This window comes from Blautia sp. CAG:257, assembly GCF_000433815.1.
Taxonomy (GTDB): Bacteria; Bacillota; Clostridia; order Lachnospirales; family Lachnospiraceae; genus Blautia_A; species Blautia_A caecimuris.
On the sequence record NZ_HF999108.1, the window covers coordinates 20,156 to 37,248 of the forward strand.

Genomic DNA, 17,093 nt, shown 5'->3' on the forward strand with positions numbered 1-17,093 from the left:
GAAAAAATAACGAGAAAAACTGCACAAAAATAAGAATAAAAATATGTTGTTTTTTACTTGGTACTCAATTGCAGGATTAAATTCCAATCTTCTGTGGAATTTAATCCTGCAAATCTATCTTCTCTTAACCATGGAATTTAATTTTTCCAAACGTTCTGTTAAAACCATTCTATAAATATGGCTATTCCTCCCGGCAGAAAGGAAGTCCTTATGAATAAACAAAAACATTTAACTCTTGCTTCACGAATTATCATTGAAGCCATGTTAAACAAGGACGAAAGCTTTAACGCGATTGGTCGGTTTTTAAACAAGGATTGCATAACCATCTCCAAAGAAGTGAAAAATCACATTTGTTTTGAAAAAAGTGGAGTCTACGGCAGAACCTTCACTGATTGATGACTGGCTTTTCTGCATCAGTGCTCTGCACGATAACGTATAATTAATTTCGCAAATTCAATTTCATAAAAACAGACATGGTCTATAGCCGTTTGGTAGAATAAAGTTACCACACAAAATTCACCATAGGAGGTACAGAACGATGTCTGATAACTTTATACAACTCAATGAAGATTTAATAAAGCACGATTTAAAGGATCTTGTCCGTAGCAGCGTCGAGGAAACTCTGTCCTTCTTTTTATGCATATGACAACAAAAATAAGAGCCATCAGATTTGATTTTCTGCTGGCTCTTTTTAATGTTCACTGTCCAATGGATTAGTCCTCCTTAAATTTTTATAAAACATTCTGGAATTAAGATTATGTTCTCGGTGGTCTGTACCTTCCTTTCATAGATTATGATGAATTATTTTACGTTTCTGGTGGTCTGTACCTCCTTGTTGGATTTTGAGATTTCGTTTATGTTTTCGGTGGTCTCACTCCTTTTTGATTTATTTTTAAGTTCCTTTTGTTTTATGAGCTTACTATAACAGATAAAATGGGATTTGTCAATAAGAAAATTGATAAAATTAAAATAAATATTGTTTTAACTGCTAAAAATAACTTTATATACATAATTAACTGAAAATATTAATGAATTCCGGTGAATAGAAAAAGGGATTCAGGATAAGATAGGATTATCAAGTCTTAGGAGGTAAAAATATGTTGCGTTATTTACCTGTACGCAGAATTCACGCAAGACAAGTCCTGGACTCCAGGGGAAATCCTACGGTTGAGGTTGAAGTTACAGCAGGAGAAGGGATTGTTGGAATCCATGGATATACAGCAAGAGCCATAGTTCCCTCCGGGGCGTCTACCGGAAGATTTGAGGCAGTGGAGCTCCGGGATGGTGAGAAGGGAAAATACCTTGGGCTCAGTGTGGAAAAAGCTGTAAATAATGTAAATACAAAACTTGCAGAAGCAATTGTGGGAGAAAATGCGCTTGATCAGATGAATATAGACAGACTTCTGGCAGAAGTCGATGGAACAGACAATAAAAGCAGTATAGGAGCCAATGCAGTTCTGGGTGTTTCTCTGGCAGTGGCAAGGGCGGCTGCGGAAGCTCTGAGAATTCCTCTTTATCAATATCTGGGCGGCTGTCATACCAGAAAGCTGCCTGTGCCCATGATGAACATTCTGAATGGAGGACGCCATGCAGATAATACCGTGGATCTTCAGGAATTTATGATCATGCCTGTGGGGGCGGAAGATTTTTCAGAAGGAATCCGCATGTGCGTGGAGATCTATCAGTTTCTGAAGATCATTCTCAAAGAAAAAAATCTGTCTACAGCAGTAGGCGATGAGGGAGGCTTTGCGCCGGATCTTGAGGATTCCAGAGATGCGCTGGCGCTGATCATCCAGGCAGTGGAAAGGGCCGGATACGAACCGGGAAAGCAGATCGCAATTGCCATAGACGCAGCAGCCAGTGAATTGTATGAAGAAGAAAAAGGGGTTTACTATTTTCCCGGAGAAAGCAAAATGAAAGGAAAAGATGTATTCAGAGACTCTTCTGAGATGATTGAATATTATGAGGGATTACTGGAAGAATTTCCTGTGGTATCTCTTGAGGATGGGCTGGAGGAAGACGACTGGGAAGGCTGGAAGAAACTGACAGAGCGGCTGGGAGACAAAATACAGCTGGTAGGAGATGATCTTTTTGTAACAAATAAAAAGAGACTGACCTGCGGGATCCGACTTCAGGCAGCCAATGCAGTGCTTGTAAAAGTAAATCAGATCGGTACTCTGACAGAGGCTATGGATACGGTCCGGCTGGCGCAGGAAAACGGATACCGGGCAGTGATCTCCCACAGATCAGGAGAGACAGAGGATTCCTTTATTGCAGATCTGGCAGTTGCCACAGGTGCAGGCCAGATAAAAACAGGAGCGCCCTGCCGTTCTGACAGAAATGCAAAGTATAACCAGCTTCTCCGTATTGCAGAGCAGCTTGGCGAAAATGGAGAGTATCAGAATCCTTTCAGGGGATTTTCGGAGGAAAATGTATAGCAGCAGGCAGAGGACTGTTATATGACAAAAGCAGAATGTATTTGAAAATAAAAAATCCTCCGCGGCGCTTTGGGCAGAACGGAGGATTTTTTGTTTTGTCAGGAAAGTAATACATTATGTGCCGACCTTCCCGGTAAATAAAAATGCTTTGTTTAAAAACAACGTACACATTATTATTTTAAAGTAAAATACTGAAGTACAGCTCCTTTAAATTCAAATTCCCGGGAAATTTCATAGGTATCCAGAAGCCACTGGCTTTTTTCTCTGGAGCTGTATTTTTCCAGACGGCTGATGGTTCCCTCTCCGGCAAGAAAGGCAGGAATTTTTTTGGCTTTGATATCATCCATGATATAGTCTCCTGCCTCCGGTCTCAGAGAAAGATCGGCCAGATCCAGCGTATAGCATCCGGTATCCCAGCGGAGGATGGAATAAATCTCCGGTACACCGATTCCAAAGGCGTAGGTGTTTTCCGGGATATTTGCAGCGATATGGGCGGCGAAATCATTCAGTTCCTGCTCATTGTGCAGTTCCTCTCTGAGAGCTGTGTTCTGACCGTACTGAATGATGTTTCCGGTAGAGACAGTCATCAGAACAAGCAGGGAAACAGCAGTAAAAGTACCTTTAAAAATCTGCATTCCGCTGAAACTGTTCATGTTTTTAATGCGGAACGTCTGGAAAGTATTCATTCCTTCTTCGGCAAAAATACACAGAAGCAGAATACATGGAATGTGAATGATCTCCAGATTGTGATAAGCCGCTCTGTTGATAAAATATGTGATCTGCCCTAACGAAAGGACTGCGGCAGCAAAAGTGAAGCAGACGCGAAGGAGATGACGGCTGTCTGTTTCATCCTGTGCGCGGACAAACCATATGTGGGAAATACCCCGGGCACAGGCTATAAAAAATAACACAAGGATTACCATATAGGCGCTTGCAAAATCCGGAAGATCCACTCTCAGAAGACCATCCATGTAAGAGGACTGAAGGAGCGGGAAAAGAAATTCCCGGATTCCTGTAATATGACCTCCGCTCATGAGGTTATACAGTTCAACTGCAGCATATGCTCCCATAAAGCTGAGAAGGATTCCTGCAAAGTGCAGAAGACAGGTTTTTAAAACCGGAACCCAGGAGTCTTTTTTGTGGCAGAGGCAGCGGAGGATCCAGAATGCTGCCCAGGAAACTGCACAGAAAAGCCCTGTTTCTGTATTCCACAGGATGCCGAGAAGCGAAAGCCCATAGCCCAGAATACAGATGAGGCGTCCGCTTTTTTTGAAACGCACACAAAAGGCGATCCAGAAAAGCATCAGGCACATAAAAAGAATTCTGTGTGGCCATAGCTGCCAGTAGATTCCGCTTCTCATGGAAAGAACGGGAAAGGTCAGGGCAATGGAGCCCAGAATTCTTAAAAGATCATTTTTTACAATAAAATGAAGGGTCAGAAAAGCTGCAAGGAAGCAAAGGGCGCCGATGATGGTATTCAGAAGAATAAAATCGATCAGATCGCCTCCAAGGATCTTCATGGGAAGCTTGTATAAAATTCCGTAGTGACCGTAAATACTGGTGGTATATTCCGTGTAAGGGCTTCCGTGCAGTACATTATATATGGAATTGAAATATGCATCCATATGAAGACGGTCCGGTTCGTTTCTGAGAAAAACCTCCGGGGTATAAAAGTTATAGGCAACCAGAAGTGTGAGAAGCTCATAGAAAAGGGACATGGCCCAGGCTTTTACAGAAAAGTTATTATTTCTGGCAAAATGAAGAAAAACGAGCCCTTCTGTCACAAGGCAGATCAGTACAAGCCAGAAAGGAATGGAATGCCAGACGTATCTTGCGGAAACAGAACCGTAAACATCTACTTCCAGGCGGTACATGCGGATAAAGAAAAGAATATTTACCGTTATAAGAAGTACTACTGTAAAAAAAGCGTTTCTGGGCGCGTCAAAAAAGCAGGGCTTCTCTGTGCGTGCCAGAAGAATTGAAAAAATAAGATAGGAAACGCAGAATAAAATAACTGTCATTGCATAAGTGAGAAGATTTACATTTCCAATGGAACTGACAGCCGCTGACAGAGCCGGTATTCTGAAACAGCATACTGCAAAGCCGGCAGACAGTATAAGAGAGGCAAAAAAAGCCATAATTCTGTTTGTTGAAGTTTTCATGTTGACCATCCTTTAAATGTAATAAGTTTCATAAAACAGCATAAGCCATTCCTGTATATCATCCCCGAAAGAAGTTCTGTTGTCAAGGTTTTTAGAGAAAAACTGTTGAAATCCCAAAAGCCATATGATACAATGAAAAACAGTTGATTAGGAGGTGTAACCTGAATGGAGATCTTAAGAATTATCCTTACGGTAATTTTTGTCTTAGATTGCATAGGTCTTACAGTCATTGTACTGATGCAGGAAGGTAAGCAGCAGGGACTTGGCTCTATTGCCGGTGTTGCGGATACCTACTGGGGAAGAAACAAAGGACGTTCTATGGAGGGTGGTCTGGTAAAGGCGACTACTGTCATGGCAATCCTGTTTTTTGTTCTGGCTGTCATTTTGAATATGAATTTCTAAGAATCATGGAAGGCAAAATGGAGACACTCTTGTAAATTCGCAAGAGTGTTTTTTTGCCTGAGTACGCAGAAACGGCAGTTCTGACAGGACTGTCTGTGTTTACAGAAAAGGAGTTCAAGTGAGCAGAAAAAAAATATGGGAAAAGAAAAAAAGATTCCCAAAAGAAAATCGCGCATCATTTAAGAAAAAAAATATAAAGAGTCTGAAAAAACAGGGCCTTCTGGCAGAGGGCGTTTTTATCGGAAATGCCAGGGGCTTTGGATTTGTGGAAACAGGAGAGGATGAAGAGGATATTTTTATTCCTGCAGATGCTGTAAATACAGCGCTTCATCAGGATAAGGTACAGGTTCTGCTGAAAAAAGAACAGAAGCCCGGAAAGCGCAGAGAGGGAACGGTTATAAAAATTCTGGAAAGAGGTACCACAGAGGTTGTGGGAACTTTTCAGCGAGAAGGAGATTATGGCTTTGTGCTCTGTGATAACCAGAAAATATCCCGGGACGTTTATATTTCTCCGAAAAATTCTCATGGTATCAGAGATGGAGAAAAGGTAGTTGCCCAGATCCTTGATTATGGCTCTGAGAAGCGTAAGCCTGAGGGAAAGATCACAGAATCCCTGGGAAATATCCATGCTCCGGGAGCGGATATTCTGGCTGTTGTAAAAAGCTATGGCATCCCTTCTGAATTTCCGGTCCGTGTAATGAATCAGGCAATGAGAGTGCCGGATCATGTTCTGGAAGCGGACTGGGACGGAAGAGATGACCTTACCGGACTTATGACAGTTACCATTGACGGCGAGGATGCAAAGGATCTGGATGATGCAGTTTCTCTTACAAAGGAGGGGAATCTTTATCATCTGGGTGTGCACATTGCAGATGTAAGCAATTATGTTCAGGGCGGAAGCGCAATTGACAGAGAAGCCCTGAAAAGAGGAACCAGCGTTTATCTGGCAGACCGGGTGATCCCCATGCTTCCGGAGCGTCTGAGCAACGGAATCTGTTCGCTTAATCAGGGTGTGGAGCGTCTGGTTCTCAGCTGTCTGATGGATATTGATGAAAACGGAACCGTAGTATCCCATAAAATTACAGAAAGCGTCATACGTGTAGACCGCCGTATGAGCTATGAACAGGTGCGGTGTATTCTGGAAGACGGAGAAACAGAGACCAGCAGAGAATATCAGGAATTTGTTCCCATGTTTTTCCTGATGAAAGAGCTGTCCGGAATCCTCAGAGGATGCCGCCATAACAGAGGCTCCATTGATTTTGATTTTCCGGAGAGCAAGATCATTCTCAACGGGGCAGGCCGCGCCATTGATGTAAAACCCTATGAAACCAGTGTGGCGACAGAGATAATTGAAGACTTTATGCTTCTGGCAAATGAAACAGTGGCCAGAGAATACTGTAAGGGCGAATATCCTTTTGTTTACAGAACCCATGAAAATCCGGATCCGGACAAGGTGGAGGAGCTTCTGATGCTTCTTCACAATCAGGGGATCGACGTGCGGAAATCCGGACAGGAGATCACGCCCAAAGAGATTCAGGAAATTCTGGAAAGCATTCAGGATCTTCCGAATGAGACAATGATCAGCCGGCTTACACTTCGCACCATGAAGCAGGCAAAATATACCACGGAATGCAGCGGACATTTTGGTCTGGCGGCCAGATATTACTGTCATTTTACTTCTCCTATCAGACGGTATCCGGATCTTCAGATACATCGGATCATCAGAGATAATCTCAGAGGAAGGCTGACCCGGGAAGGAAAGACAGAGCATTATCGGGAGATTCTGGAAGAGGTGGCCCGTCAGTCAAGTGTGTGCGAGAGAAGAGCCCAGGAAGCGGAACGGGAATCTGACAAAATGAAAAAGGCAGAATATATGTCCTATCATCTGGGAGAGGAATTTGACGGGATCATTTCCGGGGTGACCGGATATGGCCTGTATGTGGAACTTGGCAATACAGTAGAAGGACTGGTTCATATTACTGCCTTGAAGGATGATTATTATACCTTTGATCAGGAGACTCATGAACTGAGAGGCGAACTGACGAAAAAAGTATATCATCTGGGACAGAAAATCCGCGTCCGTGTGGCAGATGCGGATGCGGTAAAAAGGTCTGTGGATTTTACGATCGCGGAAGAGCAGGAGGAATAAGCTATGGCGAAGAAACAGGGAATCAGACTGATTGCAAATAATAAAAAGACTTTTCACGATTATTTTATAGAGGATACCTTTGAGACAGGGATTTCGCTGGCAGGAACTGAGGTGAAATCTCTCCGTATGGGCAAATGCAGCATAAAAGAGGCTTTTGTCAGAATTGAAAAGGGCGAGGTCTATATTTACGGCATGCACATCAGTCCCTACGAAAAAGGAAATATTTTTAACAAGGATCCTCTTCGTGTAAGAAAGCTTCTGCTTCACAGATATGAGATCAATAAGCTGGAAGGTAAATTAAAGGAAAAGGGCCTGACGCTGGTTCCCCTTAAGGTGTATTTTAAGGACAGCCTTGTCAAGGTGGAAATCGGTCTTGCCCGGGGCAAAAAGCTTTATGACAAGCGTCAGGATATTGCAAAAAAAGACCAGAGGCGTGAAGCGGAACGGGATTTTAAGGTAAAAAATCTTTACTGATATATTATATAAAGAAGTGCTGTTGTCAGACAGGTACAAGATCAGGACGGACATGGGGCTGGCTGTTTTGCTTACAGAACCGGAAACTGTTTCTGCGAATGAAGTGAAACTGAACAGAATCGAAAGTCTTAAAATTGTGTGAATTTACCTGACATTTAGTTGACAAGAAAAAGATACTAAGTATAATTATAGTAATGAAACTATGTTCAGAGATTTCCATTAATACGAATGGGAGGTTTATAATATGAAAAAAAGATATCTTGCAATAGCCGGATTGCTGGTACTTGCAGTTGCAGCGGCCGGCTGTGGAAAAGAGAAGGATAAACCGGCCGAACAGCAGGTTCAGGCAACTCCGACAGTTACGCCGCAGGTGACAGAGGCTGCAGATCTTGTAGATATGGAAGTATCCGATGAAAAAAATGTGATCGGAGAAAAAAGCGCCACAGCATCTAAAGTCGCGATCATCAACAGGACAGGCTCCGAGATAGGCGCTATTTATATTCGTCAGCATCCGCAGGATGAGGAAGAAACAGACGATGATGAGTGGGGCGATGATCTGGTAGACGGAATGTTTACTCTGAAAAACGGAGAGCAGGCAGTATATTATTATAAGAAACCGTCCTCCGCGGGAATCACCTATGATATCCGGATCACCTATACAGACGAGGATAAGAATGAGTGCTTTTTCCGGGATCTTCCCCTTGCATCCATGAAGCAGATCACTCTTCGCATGAGCGGAACCGGTGAGGACAGCATTCCTTATGCTACTTATATGACCGCTACAGGCAAAAAAGAAATTTCCACTCTTAAGGATGTAAAGGAGCGCCTGGGACTGACAGAGGATGAGGAGGATGACGATACAGAGAATCCGGAGCCCACATCTGCGCCGGAGCCTACTGACGCACCGGAGCCCACATCTGCGCCGGAGCCTACTGATACACCGGATGACCCGGATTATGATCCGGATGACACCCAGCCTACTGACGATACCATTGACAAGGCAACCGGATATATCGGACAATCCATGGATGATCTGATCGCAGCCATCGGTTCTCCCCAGTATGATGAATATGAGGATGAGCCGGACACAGGAAAAACCGGTTACCACTATTATTCAAACTTTACGGTATCAACTACGGTAGATGAGGACGGCAATGAGATTGTTACCGGTATCTGGTAAAAGTCTTTTGTACGAAAAGAAACAGGAGAGGATAAGATTATGAAGCGTATTTTACTGAAATTAAGCGGAGAAGCTCTGGCAGGAGCAAAAAAGACCGGTTTTGACGAGGAAACAGTCATTGCTGTGTCCCGGCAGATCCGTACCATTGCAGAAGAGGGAACTCAGGTGGGAATCGTGATCGGAGGCGGAAATTTCTGGAGAGGACGTACAAGCGAGACCATCAACCGTAATAAAGCAGATCAGATCGGTATGCTTGCCACAGTGATGAACTGTATTTATGTTTCTGATATCTGCAGATATCTGGGACTTGAAACAGAAATTTTTACTCCGTTTGTATGCGGAGCATTTACGAAACTGTACTCCAAGGATGCAGTGGAGGAAGCGTTTAAGGCCAGCAAGATCCTGTTCTTTGCAGGCGGAACCGGACATCCGTATTTCTCCACAGATACAGCCACTGTACTTCGTGCAGTAGAGATCGAGGCAGAAGCCATTCTTCTTGCAAAAGCTGTAGACGGAATTTATGACAGCGATCCAAAGGTAAATCCGGAGGCAGTAAAATACGATGAGATTTCCATTGAAGAGGTTGTAGACAAGAAACTGGCTGCAATGGATCTTACAGCGTCTATTATGTGTCTTGAGCAGAAAATGCCTATGCTGGTGTTTGGTCTTGAGGAAGAGAACAGCATTGTCAATGCTGTTCACGGTAAGTTTTCCGGTACAAAAGTAACGGTTTAAGCTGCCGTATATGATGCAGCAAAGCTGCAAAAAACAAGGAGAGGGAGATTAGACAAATGGATGAAAGAGTTCAGAAGTATGACAGCAAAATGACAAAAACTTTAAACGGATTTGAGGCAGAGCTTTCTACAATCCGTGCAGGACGTGCAAATCCGCATATCCTTGACAAGATCACCGTAGATTATTACGGAAGCCCTACACCTTTACAGCAGGTGGCAAATGTTACTGTGCCTGAAGCACGCATGATCCAGATCCAGCCATGGGAGTCAAGCCTTATTAAGGAGATCGAAAAAGCAATTCTGACATCTGATCTGGGACTGAATCCAAACAATGACGGAAAGATCATCCGCCTTGTTCTTCCGGAGCTTACAGAGGAGCGCCGTAAGGAACTGGTAAAGGATGTTAAGAAAAAGGGAGAAGCAGCCAAGGTTGCTGTCCGCAATGTCCGCCGTGACGCCAACGACGCATTTAAGAAGCTTACCAAGCAGGATGTGTCTGAGGATGAAGTAAAGGATCTGGAAGATGAAGTTCAGAAGCTGACAGATAAGTATATCAAAGATATCGAGGCAGCAGTAGATAAAAAAGCAAAAGAGATCCTGACTGTATAATTCAGCGGGAAAGAGAAAGGAGAGCTGAAAAAATGGCTCTCCTTTTGCCATAACATAAAAATTACCGGGAGGAGCAGCAATGAGAGTACCGAATCATATAGCGATCATTCTGGATGGCAACGGGCGCTGGGCAAAGGCAAAGGGAATGCCCAGAAGCTATGGCCACGTAAAAGGATGTGCAAATCTGGAAACGATCTGTGATGACATGAAGGAGCTTGGAGTCAGGTATCTGACAGTGTATGCGTTTTCAACAGAAAACTGGAAGCGTTCCAAAGAAGAAGTGGATTCACTGATGAACCTGTTTCGTAATTATCTGAAAAAATGCATCAAGATTTCCAGAAAAAATAAAATGCGTGTGCGCGTTCTGGGAGATATTTCTGCTTTTGATGAAGATATCCAGCAGAAGGTCAGAGAGCTTGAAGAATTTTCAAAGGATTATGATGAACTGTTTTTTCAGATTGCATTGAACTACGGCGGACGTGACGAGATCGTCAGAGGCATCAGGAAGCTTGCGCAGGATGCAGTGGACGGAAAGGTCAGTCCTGGGGAGATCACGGAAGAAGTTTTTGAAGGATATCTGGATACGGCAGGTATTCCTGACCCGGATTTTCTGATTCGTACAAGCGGGGAGCAGAGACTTTCCAATTATCTTCTGTGGCAGCTTGCATATACAGAATTTTATTTTACAGATGTGGCATGGCCGGATTTTCATAAGCCGGAGCTGATAAAGGCCATAGAAAAATACAATGAGCGCGACCGGAGATACGGCGGAGTGAAGGAGGAATAGACAATGTTTAAAACAAGACTTTTAAGCGGCATTGTTCTGGTGGCAATCGCTCTTCTGACCATCATGAGCGGAGGATATGTTCTGCTTCTGACGCTGCTGTGTGTTTCTCTGATCGGCATGAGAGAGCTGTACAACGCCATGGGCGTGCATAAAAGCGGAATGGACCTTCTGGAACTGGCCGGTTATCTGGGGGCAGTTCTTTATTATGGCACAGTTTTTCTGGGATTTGAAAAATATGGAATGATGGCAGTGATTCTTTCTCTTGTGCTTCTGATGTTCGTCTATGTATTTACATATCCCAAATATCAGGCAGAGCAGGTAATGTCCGCATTTTTCGGGCTGGTCTATGTGGCAGTGATGCTGTCCTTTATTCTCCTGACAAGAAATCTGGAAAATGGTCATCTTCTTGTATGGCTAATCTTTTTCTGCTCCTGGGGCTGCGATACCTGCGCATACTGCGTAGGAGTGCTGATCGGAAAGCATAAAATGGCGCCTGTACTGAGCCCTAAAAAGTCCATTGAGGGAGCAGTAGGAGGAGTTGCAGGAGCTGCCGGCCTGGGAGCTGCCTACGCGGCCATCATCCATGCCCCGGTAGTGGAATATGCAGTGATCTGCGCAGTGGGCGCCCTGATTTCCATGGTGGGCGATCTGGCTGCATCTGCCATTAAAAGAAACAGAGGAATTAAAGATTATGGAAAGCTGATTCCGGGACATGGAGGTATTCTTGACCGTTTTGACAGTGTGATCTTTACTGCTCCTGTTATCTATTACATGGCAAAATTTATTCTGGGTATATAAAAACAGATTACAAAATACCCTATAAGGAGTCAATATGAAAAAAATTGCAATTTTAGGTTCTACAGGCTCTATCGGAACACAGACACTGGAGGTTGTCCGTGCCAATGGAGATATTCAGGTTCTGGGAATCAGCGCCGGAAGAAACATAAAAAAGCTGGAGGAGCAGGCAAGAGAATTTTGTCCCAGGCTTGTTGCCGTGTGGGAGGAAGACGCGGCCAGGGAACTGAGGGTAAAGCTTCAGGATACAGATGTAAAAGTTGTTTCAGGAATGGAAGGACTTCTGGAACTGGCTTCTATGGAAGAAACAGAAATCCTGGTAACTGCTATCGTGGGAATGCTGGGCATCCGCCCTACCATTGAGGCGATCCGGGCAGGCAAGGATATTGCGCTTGCCAATAAGGAGACTCTTGTTACGGCAGGCCATCTGATCATGCCTATGGCGGAAAAATACGGTGTCAGGATCCTTCCTGTTGACAGTGAACACAGCGCAGTGTTCCAGTGCCTGAACGGAGAACGGCGGGAAGAAATACATAAGCTTCTGATCACAGCGTCCGGCGGTCCTTTCCGCGGCAGAAAAAGAAAAGATCTGGAACAGGTGACTCTGGCAGATACTTTAAAGCATCCTAACTGGGTAATGGGGCAGAAGATCACAGTAGATTCTGCAACTCTTGTGAACAAGGGACTGGAAGTGATGGAAGCAAAATGGCTTTTTGATGTGGAGCTTGATCAGATCCAGGTAGTGGTACAGCCTCAGAGTGTCATTCATTCCATGGTGGAATTTAAGGACGGAGGTATTATGGCGCAGCTGGGAACACCGGATATGCGTCTGCCCATTCAGTATGCTCTTTATTATCCGGAAAGAAGATATCTGGACGGAGAGAGACTTGATTTTGCGAAGCTTGGACAGATTACCTTTGAAGAGCCTGATATGGAGACCTTCCTGGGACTTCCAATGGCGGTTCAGGCAGCCCGGGAGGGCGGTTCCATGCCAACTGTTTTTAATGCGGCAAACGAGCTTGCAGTAAAAAAATTCCTTCATGAGGAAATCCGTTTTCTGGATATTTATGATATTATCGGGCAGTCTATGGAAAGGCATAAAAAAACAGAGTCTCCTGATCTGGATGAAATCCTGGCAGTAGAAAACGAGACGTATCAGTGGATTGAAAGCAGGTGGTAAATTGAAGATTCTGATTGCTGTTATTATATTCAGCGTGATTATTATCATACATGAGCTGGGACATTTCCTTCTGGCAAAGAAAAACGGAATTGTGGTCACTGAGTTTTCCCTTGGCATGGGGCCACGGCTTTTCAGTACTCAAAAGGGAGAGACGCGGTATTCCATTAAGCTTTTTCCTATTGGCGGTTCCTGCGCCATGCTGGGAGAGGATACAGGGGAAGAGGAACTTCCCGGAACTTTTAATGCTGCCCCGGTGTGGGGAAGGATTTCTGTTGTAGCGGCAGGCCCGATATTTAACTTTATTCTGGCATTTCTTTTATCTGTGATCATTACCGGCTTTGTGGGATATGATCCGGCAGAGATCATGGAAGTGGAAAAGGGCTCTCCTGCGGCAGAAGCCGGGCTTCGGAAAGGAGATGTTGTTACAGAGTTTGACGGCTATACGATAGATGTTGCCCGTGATCTGTATGTGTATTCTTATCTGAATGAACTTCAGGAAGAGCCGGTTACCATGAAGGTGCGCCGTAACGGGGAAGAAAAAACATTTACCTATACCCCGGATGTGTCGGTTCGCTATCTTCTGGGCTTCAATCGTTCTGATACAGATTCCATGGAGGTTCTTTCTCTGATCGAGGGAATGCCTCTGGAGGCTGCGGGACTTCAGGAGGGGGATGTGATCACTTCCATTGACGGAACCAGGATTCCTGACGGAAAAGCGTACGAAAACTATATTGCAGAGCATCCCCTTTCTGACAAAGAGGTTGAGATTACTTATGAACGTGACGGACTGGAATATTCCGCAGAGATTACTCCAAAGGAATACAGAACCCCAATCCCCGGATTTTCCTACAATATGGGATATACTAGGGCAGAAGGATTCCAGGTTCTGAAGTATGCGGCTCTGGATATCAAATATATGATCCGCACCACGCTTCTGAGTCTTAAAGAACTGGTGACAGGAGGACTTGGAGTGAAGGATCTCAGCGGCCCTGTGGGAGTTGTGGATGCCATTGGAACTACCTATGAAGAAAGTAAAAGTGCGGGAACTCTGATGCTTTGGATGAATATGCTGAATATGGCCGTGCTTCTTTCAGCAAACCTTGGCGTTATGAATCTTCTGCCCCTTCCTGCTCTGGATGGAGGGCGTCTTGTATTTCTTTTTATAGAGGCAGTGCGCAAAAAGCCCATTAACCGTGAAGTGGAAGGTATGGTTCATTTTGCGGGCCTGATGCTTTTGATGGCGCTGATGGTTGTTGTTATGTATAACGATATTCTTAAAATATTCTGATCGTATAAAAGCCGGGGAATCCGGCTTTTGTGCTTTTTATTTCATGGAGGAGCAGATTGAAAAAAAGATATGGAAAGGGTGTGTTTGTCCTTCTGATAGCAGCTCTGGTGTCTGCGGGAGGCATTGGAGCTGCCTGCTTTTTTACACAGCAGGCAGGGGAGAAAAAGCTTCAGAAAGAGGAAACGGAAATGCTGAAAGCAGAGAGCGGATATCTGGAGTCAGGAGCACCGGAAAAGGCCGGCCCCTATCCGGAAGAGCAGAGTAAATCCGGGAAAAAGGAAAAGAGAGAAAACCTGCAGAATCCGCAGGATACAGAAACTGCAGGAGAGAAAGAACAAAAGGCAGAGGAAGAACGAAAAAAGAAAGAAGAAGAGAAAAAACAGAGAGAAGAGGCAGAGCTCCGGGTAAAGAATGTGGGGGAAATGCTGGCAAAGCTGTATGATCCGGATTCTGATTCTGTTGCAATGAATACGTCAAAAAACAGTAAAATTTTTCAGGATGCACAGACAGAAATGTGGAAGCTTCCTCTGTCTTATGACCGGAAACGTCAGGAATTTCAAAAAATCGTAGACCGTATATCAGATGAATGGGATTACATAAATGACGATCTGCATTATGAGACAGAAACATTAAAAATATCTGTGCAGGAAAAAGATACCGGCTATACAAAATACTGGGTCTGTCATGTGGAAACCTTCAGTCCCCGGCAGCTGTGCTCGGCTCTTTGCGGAGGAACCTATGGAAATCCACGTAAACCGGTTTCAGAGGAGCTTGCGGCTCATAATGGAGTGATCGGTGTAAATGGAAGCGGGTTTTCTTATGGAACAGGGATACCTGCTCCTGGAAAAACCATGATCAAAAACGGAAAGATCTATAATGATGTGTACTCCAACGGGAACATTTTCTGTGTGACCCAGGATGGCGGTATGTTTACTGCAGCAGCAGGAATGACGGCTGAGGATATGCTGAACCGGGGTGTAAAGGATACCTACTGTTTTGGTCCCACTCTGGTAGAAAATGGAAAAGCATCAGAAATATCCGGTCAGTTTACGCAGACTGCCCGGTATCAGAGAACCGCAGTGGGAATGGTACATCCGGGAGAATACTATCTTGTGGCAGTTGACGGAAAAGGCGCAGGAGGGTCCGAGGGTATGACCTATCAGGAGCTTCAGCAGGTATTTCTGGATCTGGGGTGTGAGTATGCCTATCATCTTGACGGGGGAGGCTCCACCACCCTTGTATTTAAAGGAAGAGTTCTGAACATGCTTACAGATGGAGGAAAGGAACGTCCCTGTGGTGACATTCTGTATTTTATTGATGTGGGTAACGGAGCAGAGGGGGAAGAGATTGTAATCCATGAGGACGAGGCAATGATCCGGCCTTCCAGCGGAGAGAGCAGTCTGAAATAAGTCTGTGTATAAATAAAGAATGAAAAGCATAAAATGCTGTAAAACTGTTGTTTGGAGAGCTGAATGAATCAGTTATATTCCCACAGAAAACGCAGCGGACTGAGAATGCAGCAGGAAGACACTTCCAGAGGCGGTCTGCAGGTAACGGTTCTTACAGAAGACGGAACAAGACCGGTAGAGGATGCGGTGGTAAGGATTTCCTATACAGGAGAACCGGACCGTACCGTGGAGGAGGTAAAAACAGATTCTTCAGGTCAGACGCCGGTTCTGGAGCTTAAGTCCCCTCCTCTGGAATACAGTATGGAGCCTTCAGAAGAACAGCCTTATGCCGAATATACCATTCAGATACAGGCAGAAGGATTTGAGAGAGAAGAGATCGCCGGAACAGAAGTTCTGCCGGATGTTCTTGCCCAGCAGCCTGTCAGACTGAGATTTCAGTCACGGCAAAGCTTTGACAGGATCGTGATCGGCCCCCATACGCTGTTTGCGGAATATCCGCCCAAAAATCCGGAAGCGGAGATCAAACCTGTCAATGAAACGGGAGAGATCGTTTTAAGCAAGGTTGTGATTCCGGAATATGTAATTGTCCATAACGGTCCGGTAGGAGATCAGTCGGCAGGAAATTATTATGTGCGTTATAAAGATTATATAAAAAATGTGGCAAGCAGTGAAATTTATGCCACCTGGCCGGACGATACCATACGGGCCAATGTTCTGGCTATTATGTCGTTTACTTTGAACAGGGTGTATACAGAATGGTACCGGAATAAAGGCTATGATTTTACCATTACCTCGTCAACCGCCTATGATCATAAATGGATTTACGGAAGAAATGTGTTTGACAGCATTTCCAGAATCGTAGATGAGCTGTTTGAAAATTATCTGTCCCGTCCGGATGTGCGTCAGCCGATTCTTACTCAGTACTGTGACGGACAGCGTGTACAGTGCAGGGACAGAGGCTGGATGACCCAGTGGGGCAGCAAGACCCTTGGAGATCAGGGCTATTCTCCCATAGAGATCCTTCGGTATTTTTACGGGGATGATATGTATATTAATGTGGCAGAAGAAGTTTCCGGAGTTCCGGCTTCCTGGCCCGGATATGATCTGGATATTGGGGCTACCGGGGCAAAGGTTCGGCAGCTTCAGGAGCAGATCAACACAATTTCCCAATCCTATCCGGCGGTTCCCTCTGTGAATGCAGACGGTATTTACGGACAGAGGACAGCAGATGCAGTACGGCGTTTTCAGGGGGTATTTGGTTTGCCTGAGACAGGGATCACCGATTATCCCACCTGGTATAAAATACAGGAGATCTATGTGGCGGTCAGCCGGATCGCGGAGCTGAACTGAGATAAATATTGTGAAAAAGCAAAACATTTGCGAAAAATAAAAAAATATAAAAAAGGTATTGACTTTGTCTGCTGGTTTTGATATACTACAATTCGTCGCGAGGGAGAAACAAAATAATCCCAAAGAAATGCGATAT

At 44.6% G+C, this 17,093-nt stretch carries 15 protein-coding genes; 14 read left to right on the top strand and 1 reads right to left on the bottom strand.

The window, feature by feature from the left end:
• The first annotated feature begins 210 nt into the window (after positions 1-210).
• A complete protein-coding gene (locus QVP40_RS11975; protein ID WP_147599087.1) occupies positions 211-396 on the top strand; it encodes a helix-turn-helix domain-containing protein in 186 nt (61 codons plus the stop codon).
• A gap of 701 nt (positions 397-1,097) precedes the next feature.
• A complete protein-coding gene (eno, locus tag QVP40_RS11980) occupies positions 1,098-2,438 on the top strand; it encodes a phosphopyruvate hydratase (protein ID WP_022068629.1) in 1,341 nt (446 codons plus the stop codon).
• Between the two features lie 173 nt (positions 2,439-2,611).
• Here the strand turns inward: eno and QVP40_RS11985 are convergent, their stop codons facing one another.
• Positions 2,612-4,600 carry a hypothetical protein gene (locus QVP40_RS11985; RefSeq protein WP_022068630.1) on the bottom strand — a complete coding sequence of 663 codons (1,989 nt, stop codon included), beginning with the start codon at positions 4,598-4,600 and terminating at the stop codon, positions 2,612-2,614.
• A 165-nt stretch (positions 4,601-4,765) separates the two neighbouring features.
• Here QVP40_RS11985 and secG point away from each other — a divergent pair, with 165 nt between their 5' ends.
• From secG to QVP40_RS12045, 12 genes are all read left to right on the top strand, one after another.
• Positions 4,766-5,002: a preprotein translocase subunit SecG gene (gene secG, locus QVP40_RS11990; protein ID WP_022068631.1), complete on the top strand. Its 237-nt coding sequence runs from the start codon at positions 4,766-4,768 to the stop codon at positions 5,000-5,002.
• 118 nt (positions 5,003-5,120) lie between these two features.
• Entirely contained in the window at positions 5,121-7,151 is a 2,031-nt protein-coding gene (gene rnr / locus QVP40_RS11995; RefSeq protein ID WP_022068632.1) for a ribonuclease R, read from the top strand.
• 3 nt (positions 7,152-7,154) lie between these two features.
• The gene (gene smpB / locus QVP40_RS12000; protein WP_022068633.1) at positions 7,155-7,625 is read left to right on the top strand and encodes an SsrA-binding protein SmpB; all 471 of its coding nucleotides are present in this window, start codon (positions 7,155-7,157) and stop codon (positions 7,623-7,625) included.
• Positions 7,626-7,869: 244 nt separating this feature from the next.
• Positions 7,870-8,805, top strand: a complete 936-nt coding sequence (locus QVP40_RS12005; protein ID WP_022068635.1) for a hypothetical protein — start codon at positions 7,870-7,872, stop codon at positions 8,803-8,805.
• 39 nt (positions 8,806-8,844) lie between these two features.
• Complete coding sequence (gene pyrH, locus QVP40_RS12010; RefSeq protein ID WP_022068636.1) at positions 8,845-9,540, top strand: UMP kinase; 696 nt, start codon at positions 8,845-8,847, stop codon at positions 9,538-9,540.
• A gap of 56 nt (positions 9,541-9,596) precedes the next feature.
• A complete protein-coding gene (gene frr, locus QVP40_RS12015) occupies positions 9,597-10,148 on the top strand; it encodes a ribosome recycling factor (RefSeq protein ID WP_022068637.1) in 552 nt (183 codons plus the stop codon).
• Between the two features lie 79 nt (positions 10,149-10,227).
• Positions 10,228-10,935 carry an isoprenyl transferase gene (locus tag QVP40_RS12020; RefSeq protein WP_022068638.1) on the top strand — a complete coding sequence of 236 codons (708 nt, stop codon included), beginning with the start codon at positions 10,228-10,230 and terminating at the stop codon, positions 10,933-10,935.
• Between the two features lie 3 nt (positions 10,936-10,938).
• Positions 10,939-11,733, top strand: coding sequence for a phosphatidate cytidylyltransferase (locus tag QVP40_RS12025; protein WP_022068639.1), 795 nt, complete (start codon positions 10,939-10,941; stop codon positions 11,731-11,733).
• Between the two features lie 34 nt (positions 11,734-11,767).
• Positions 11,768-12,910: a 1-deoxy-D-xylulose-5-phosphate reductoisomerase gene (locus tag QVP40_RS12030; protein ID WP_022068640.1), complete on the top strand. Its 1,143-nt coding sequence runs from the start codon at positions 11,768-11,770 to the stop codon at positions 12,908-12,910.
• A gap of 1 nt (position 12,911) precedes the next feature.
• Entirely contained in the window at positions 12,912-14,198 is a 1,287-nt protein-coding gene (rseP, locus tag QVP40_RS12035; protein WP_022068641.1) for an RIP metalloprotease RseP, read from the top strand.
• Between the two features lie 56 nt (positions 14,199-14,254).
• Entirely contained in the window at positions 14,255-15,607 is a 1,353-nt protein-coding gene (locus QVP40_RS12040) for a phosphodiester glycosidase family protein (RefSeq protein WP_022068642.1), read from the top strand.
• A gap of 63 nt (positions 15,608-15,670) precedes the next feature.
• A complete protein-coding gene (locus QVP40_RS12045; protein ID WP_022068643.1) occupies positions 15,671-16,957 on the top strand; it encodes a peptidoglycan-binding protein in 1,287 nt (428 codons plus the stop codon).
• The last annotated feature ends 136 nt before the right edge of the window (positions 16,958-17,093 follow it).

What these genes read in the sequence shown, in the direction of transcription:
- QVP40_RS12025 (WP_022068639.1), top strand. Translation starts at nt 10,939, where the DNA reads ATGTTTAAAACAAGACTTTTAAGCGGCATTGTTCTGGTGGCAATCGCT.
- pyrH (WP_022068636.1), top strand. Translation starts at nt 8,845, where the DNA reads ATGAAGCGTATTTTACTGAAATTAAGCGGAGAAGCTCTGGCAGGAGCA.
- secG (WP_022068631.1), top strand. Translation starts at nt 4,766, where the DNA reads ATGGAGATCTTAAGAATTATCCTTACGGTAATTTTTGTCTTAGATTGC.
- QVP40_RS12005 (WP_022068635.1), top strand. Translation starts at nt 7,870, where the DNA reads ATGAAAAAAAGATATCTTGCAATAGCCGGATTGCTGGTACTTGCAGTT.
- smpB (WP_022068633.1), top strand. Translation starts at nt 7,155, where the DNA reads ATGGCGAAGAAACAGGGAATCAGACTGATTGCAAATAATAAAAAGACT.
- QVP40_RS11975 (WP_147599087.1), top strand. Translation starts at nt 211, where the DNA reads ATGAATAAACAAAAACATTTAACTCTTGCTTCACGAATTATCATTGAA.
- frr (WP_022068637.1), top strand. Translation starts at nt 9,597, where the DNA reads ATGGATGAAAGAGTTCAGAAGTATGACAGCAAAATGACAAAAACTTTA.
- QVP40_RS12020 (WP_022068638.1), top strand. Translation starts at nt 10,228, where the DNA reads ATGAGAGTACCGAATCATATAGCGATCATTCTGGATGGCAACGGGCGC.
- QVP40_RS12045 (WP_022068643.1), top strand. Translation starts at nt 15,671, where the DNA reads ATGAATCAGTTATATTCCCACAGAAAACGCAGCGGACTGAGAATGCAG.
- eno (WP_022068629.1), top strand. Translation starts at nt 1,098, where the DNA reads ATGTTGCGTTATTTACCTGTACGCAGAATTCACGCAAGACAAGTCCTG.
- QVP40_RS11985 (WP_022068630.1), bottom strand. Translation starts at nt 4,600, where the DNA reads ATGAAAACTTCAACAAACAGAATTATGGCTTTTTTTGCCTCTCTTATA.
- QVP40_RS12030 (WP_022068640.1), top strand. Translation starts at nt 11,768, where the DNA reads ATGAAAAAAATTGCAATTTTAGGTTCTACAGGCTCTATCGGAACACAG.